The following is a 5,253-nucleotide window of genomic DNA, read 5'->3' on the forward strand; positions in this document are numbered from 1 at the left end:
CTNNNNATCTTCTACNCCCGCCGAGCCCGCGCGACCGTGGCCACGCGGGCGTCCCGGTCGTCCCGGGCACCGGAGCCGGATCTGCCGACAGCCGAGCCGTGGTCCGTCCGGGCGGGGCGTGTCGGCCCGCGCACCACCGTGCTCGCCGTGTTGGGGATGGGTCTGCTCTCGGCGGTGCTGGTCTCCCCGGTAGCGGGGGTCATCGTCGCCTTGGCGACGGCCGTGGCGCTGCTCGTGCCCCGCGGCCGGCTGCTGACCCGCGTCGGCCCGGTGGTCTGCCTGGGCGTCAGCGCCCTGTACGTGCTGCAGGTGCAGGCCCGGCATGCGCTGCCGACGGACGGAGACTGGGTCGCCGCGTTCGGGAAGGTGGCGACGATCTCCTGGCTCACGGTGCTGCTACTGGCGAGCGACCAGCTCGTCGCCCAGCTGCAACGACGGCGCGAGGCGGGGCAGCCGGGCCCGCCGTCTCCCCGGACGGGCCCGGGGGAGGAGCCTCCGGGCCACTGAAGGTCGGGCGAGCGGAGATGCCCAGCGACCGGAGATGCCCAGCGACCGGGGCCGCGGCTCGCGGCGGCGGCAAAGCTCCGCATCATGGATGCTTCTGCAACTTAGTTGCAGAAGCATCCATGATCTGGTTATCGTTCCTCTGCCCGCCGCACAAAAACTTCCCCGTCCACGTCGGCGGGTGCACCGCGAGGGGAGCCCTGCCATGGTCGCGCAGGCCGGCACCATGCCGAGGGGGGGTCTTCCCGCCCGGGTCCGCGGGGCGCTCGACCGCCGGGAGTGGGCGCGTGTCGGCGGCATGGCCGCGGTCATCGTCGGGCTACACGTGATCGGCTGGGTGACGCTCACGGCAATCATCGCGCCGCACCACTACCGCTTCGGCGCCGACGGCCAGGTCTTCGGGGTCGGTCTCGGAGTCACCGCCTACATCCTCGGCCTGCGCCACGCCTTCGACGCCGACCACATCGCCGCGATCGACAACACCACCCGCAAACTCATGACCGACGGTCAGCGCCCACTGTCCGTCGGCTTCTTCTTCTCCCTCGGCCACTCCACGATTGTGTTCGCCCTGATGCTGCTGTTCAGCGTGGGCGTCCGCTCCCTGGCCGGGCAGATCGAAGCCGACGGCTCGACCCTGCACGACATCACCGCCTGGATCGGCACCGCCGTCTCCGGCGGCTTTCTCTACGCCATCGCCGCGATCAACCTCGGCATTCTCCTCAGCATCATCAGGGTCTTCCGGGACATGCGCCGCGGCGGGTACGACGAGGCCGGCCTGGAAGAGCAGCTGAACTCCCGCGGGCTGATGAACCGCGTCCTCGGCCGCTTCACCAGGGCGGTCACCCGACCCTGGCAGATGTACCCGCTCGGCGTGCTGTTCGGTCTCGGCTTCGACACCGCCACCGAGGTCGCCCTGCTCCTCCTCGCCGCCGGCGCCGCCGGAGCCGGCCTGCCCTGGTACACCGTCCTCGTCCTGCCGATCCTGTTCGCCGCCGGCATGAGCCTGCTCGACACCATCGACGGCTCGTTCATGAACTTCGCCTATGCCTGGGCCTTCTCCCAACCGGTCCGCAAGCTCTACTACAACATCACCATTACCGGGCTGTCCGTCGCGATCGCGTTCCTCATCGGCAGCGTCGAACTGCTCGGCATCCTCGCCGAGAAGGCACATCTCACCGGCGAGTTCTGGGGCTGGATCGCGGGTCTGGATCTCAACGTCGTCGGCTACTTCGTCGTCGGCCTGTTCGTCGCCACCTGGGCCGCCGCTCTGCTGGTCTGGAAGTACGGCCGCATTGAGGAGAGGTGGGCGACGGGCCGGCCCGAGGACGGCCGGGTCGAACCCACCGGCTGACCGCCTGGCGTCCGGTTCGGGGACCACCGACAGCACGGGCCGGGCGGCCGCCCCGAACCCCGGAATGCCGTCGGGTTCAGGCGCGATGCGGCATAAGTGCGTTCGCCGGAATGACCCCGAGCCGGCCGGCCTGATAGTCCTCGACGGCCTGGCGCAGTTCGGCCCGGGTGTTCATGACGAACGGGCCGTACACCTCGACGTGTTCCCGGATCGGCCGACCGCCCAGCAGCAGGACCTCGAGGTTCGGCGAGGACGCGTCCTGCCGGTCGTCCGCGGTGACACCGAGCAGATCCCCCGTTCCGAAGACCGCGAGCTGACCGGCCCGGATCGCCGTGGCGTCCGGGCCCACCGTCCCCCGGCCACCGAGGACGTAGGCAAGGGCGTTGAACTCGGGGTTCCACGGCACGTGCACCGCCGCGCCGGGGGTCAGCGTCGCGTGGACGACGGAGATCGGGGTATGCGTGGCACCCGGGCCCCGGTGGCCCCCGGTGTCACCGGCGATGACCCGCAGCAGGGCACCGCCGTCCGGTGAGGACNCCAGGCAGACCTGGCCACCCTCGAGGTTCTGGTACCGCGGCGGGGAGAACTTGTCCTTCGCCGGGAGGTTCACCCAGAGCTGGACACCGTGGAACAGGCCGCCGCTGACGACGAGCTCCTCCGGCGGCGTCTCGATGTGGAGGATGCCCGCGCCGGCGGTCATCCACTGGGTGGCGCCGTCTGCGATCAGTCCGCCGCCGCCGTGCGAGTCCTGGTGCTGGAAGGTTCCGTCGATCATGTAGGTGACGGTCTCGAATCCGCGGTGGGGATGCCACGGGGTTCCCTTGGGCTCGCCCGGCCCGTAGTCGACGGCGCCCATCTCGTCCATGTGGATGAACGGATCCAGCTCGGCGAGCCGTGCTCCGGCGAAGGCCCGACGCACCGGGAAGCCCTCGCCCTCCAACCCGGTGGGCGCGGTGGTCATCCTCCGCACCGGACGGTCGACCTCGCCGAGCACGGGCTCAGCCAGCCGCGGCAGACGGACGGTATCGGCGGTGACGGCAGGCATGTCGTCCTCCTGGCGGGCTCAGGTCGCAGTTCGAGCAGTTCGAGCAGCTCATCCCGGCGCCTCTACTTGTAGATGCAACTACCAACCCGCGCAACCACGGGCCACCCTCGATCCTTCCCGCGAATTTTTTGATCATCAGGGCACGAGCGGGAATCGTTCACCCTCAGCGATAAACCCTGGGAACAACGGCAAGCTGAAAGGACTTCAGTGTAGGTGACTCAACTTCCTCACGTCAGGGTGGACCACATGCCACAGATCCGGGTGCTGCCCGTCCTGCCCATTGACGACGCCGTCGTGCTACCGGGCATGGTCGTGTCTCTCGACATGTCCGATGGTGAGATCCGAGCCGCCGTCGAAGCCGCCCGTGCCGGCGGATCCCGCGGCGCTCCCGGCGCGGCGGTGCCGTGCTGGCACTCGCCGGTCCGCCCGGCGTCGGCAAGACATCACTCGGCGAGTCGATCGTCCGGGCCATGGGCCGGTCGTTCGTCCGGGTCGCCCTCGGCGGCGTGCGGGACGAGGCGAAGATCCGCGGTCACCGGCGGACCTACGTCGGCGCGCTGCCCGGCCGCATCGTCCGGGCGATCCGCGAGACGGGTTCAATGAATCCGGTGGTGCTGCTCGACGAGGTCGACAAGCTGGGCGCCGACTACCGGGGGGACCCGACGGCGGCGCTGCTGGAGGTCCTCGACCCCGAGCAGAACCACACCTTCCGGGAGCATTAACATGTCGAAGGTACCATCAACGTATGGTAATCACACCAGGCGGGGGGAATACGCCCAGCAGCGCCACGGACTGACCCAGACCGGGCAGGCGCTGTGTCGTTCGAGAGCGGGCTACTGACCGGCGGGATACGCCCAGCGGCGGTACTAGTGAGGNCCAGGGGNAATGTGGNATGATGGAACACTCGGAAACGCCGCCCCGCCGACCTGAACCCATCAGACCCGGCCCAGCCGGACCACAAATCCCGAATACACGAAAACAGGACACGAATCCGACAACCCGTGCTCCCACGTGGCCAACGGTCCACCACTCCCCTCCATCCCGCCGGCCCGTGGCTATGTCAAGCGATGCCCATTCGGTAGGCCAGTCCGCGTAGATCACGTCCTCCGACGTTCGCTCTGGCACGCTGGAGCATGACGGCAACAGTCTCCCGCACGAGCGGGTGAGTCCGGACCAGCTCTGGCGCGAGCCGTTCCGCTTCGCGGAGTACCGCGAGGGCTTGTTTGTCCTTGCCGCGCGACTGGGCAAGTCCTCGGCCGAAATCGGTGAGGAACTGTGCGCGGCGACGTCCGGAACCGAGCACCGACGTATCCACACCACGCATGATCTCGGGTGCCTTCCCGCCGTCGCCCCGCTCGACTGCGATACTTTGGACAGGCCAGTCAGGCCGGCAAGGGTCTCAAGGGTCATGCCCCGGTAACGGCGACACGAACGGGTACGCGCGCCGATGGTGGTCGGTGCCTCCGGGCTCTGGCCTTCCNCGCCGCGTGCGGCGAGGACCCGGACACGCCGCATGTGCCCAGCCACACCATCGACCTGGGCTGGCACACCTTTCTGCTGCACACCAAGGAGTACAAGCTGTTCTGCCGGCAGGTCGCCGGCCACTTCATCCACCACGTGCCCGACGACGCGCCACCCGACCGCAGCATCAGCGCAGCCAGGCACGCTCGTACGATCACCCTGATGCAACAGGCCGGGTACGCCGTCGACCACGAACTGTGGGCGAAGTGCTCCACATGCTCCGACGAGGGCAACTGCTCGGCAAGCGGCAAGGACGGCGACGAAAATAAGGGCAGCCGGGTCCCCAAGTAGCGGAGTCGAACTTCCCATGAAGTGGAATGATCTGCCGACGCAGGTCCGCGACGCGGTTGAGGCGCAGACCGGACCCGTCACGTCCGCCGACTCGGTGGACGTCGGGGACGGCTGCGACCTCGCCGCGGTCGTGGATGCGGGTGAGCAGCGGCTGGTCGTCAAAGGCGTCCACGGCGGCGGCCGGCGAGCACGCTGGCTCCGTAACGAGCACACGTTCGGACACCTCGCCGCAGGAATCACGCCGAGTCCACGGTTCGCATGCCAGGTCGATGACTGGCTGCTGGTTGGCTTCGAGCATGCGACCGGCCAACCAGCGGACCTCATCCCCGGCTCTCCTGACCTACCCCGCGTCCGGGACGTCGTCAACGACATCTCCCGCCGGACCGGCGAGGGTCTGCGCTCGCTTTCCGATCGATGGCGCAACACGGGTTGGTGGGAGGATCTAAAAACGCTTCCAGCTAGAGTTTTCCCCGATTGGGACGTAGCCACCGCGGCCGTCCACGCGGGCGCTGTAGTCGACGCCGTGGCCGGGAACCGGCTG

Annotated in this window: 5 protein-coding genes and 2 pseudogenes (1 of these 7 running past the window's edge); 5 read left to right on the forward strand and 2 right to left on the reverse strand. The window is 68.9% G+C overall.

Translation table 11 applies throughout. The annotated features are described in order from the left end of the window. Both ALLO2_RS21965 and ALLO2_RS21970 read left to right on the forward strand, forming a co-directional pair. Positions 1–507 carry the 3' portion of an alpha-(1->3)-arabinofuranosyltransferase family protein gene (locus ALLO2_RS21965; RefSeq protein WP_035734533.1) on the forward strand. Its footprint begins 4,293 nt before the window's first position, so only the last 507 of its 4,800 coding nucleotides appear in the window; its start codon lies off the left edge, out of view; the stop codon is at positions 505–507. Between the two features lie 202 nt (positions 508–709). Continuing rightward, positions 710–1,855 carry a HoxN/HupN/NixA family nickel/cobalt transporter gene (locus ALLO2_RS21970; RefSeq protein WP_023842108.1) on the forward strand — a complete coding sequence of 382 codons (1,146 nt, stop codon included), beginning with the start codon at positions 710–712 and terminating at the stop codon, positions 1,853–1,855. Positions 1,856–1,931: 76 nt separating this feature from the next. On the opposite strand, the gene ALLO2_RS21975 is transcribed toward ALLO2_RS21970, so the two are convergent. Beyond that, positions 1,932–2,900, reverse strand: coding sequence for a pirin family protein (locus ALLO2_RS21975; protein WP_035734531.1), 969 nt, complete (start codon positions 2,898–2,900; stop codon positions 1,932–1,934). Between the two features lie 389 nt (positions 2,901–3,289). Here ALLO2_RS21975 and ALLO2_RS21980 point away from each other — a divergent pair. Continuing rightward, positions 3,290–3,619: pseudogene (locus ALLO2_RS21980) on the forward strand (AAA family ATPase); the annotation flags it as partial. Positions 3,620–3,960: 341 nt separating this feature from the next. On the opposite strand, the gene ALLO2_RS26070 reads toward ALLO2_RS21980, so the two are convergent. Continuing rightward, positions 3,961–4,215, reverse strand: coding sequence for a hypothetical protein (locus ALLO2_RS26070; RefSeq protein WP_035913270.1), 255 nt, complete (start codon positions 4,213–4,215; stop codon positions 3,961–3,963). Between the two features lie 200 nt (positions 4,216–4,415). Here ALLO2_RS26070 and ALLO2_RS21990 point away from each other — a divergent pair, with 200 nt between their 5' ends. Both ALLO2_RS21990 and ALLO2_RS23695 read left to right on the forward strand, forming a co-directional pair. Next, a complete protein-coding gene (locus tag ALLO2_RS21990; RefSeq protein WP_023842106.1) occupies positions 4,416–4,712 on the forward strand; it encodes a hypothetical protein in 297 nt (98 codons plus the stop codon). 16 nt (positions 4,713–4,728) lie between these two features. Next, positions 4,729–5,253 (forward strand): annotated as a pseudogene (locus ALLO2_RS23695) (hypothetical protein); the annotation flags it as partial.

Source organism: Frankia sp. Allo2 (assembly GCF_000733325.1).
Lineage (GTDB): Bacteria > Actinomycetota > Actinomycetes > Frankiales > Frankiaceae > Frankia > Frankia casuarinae.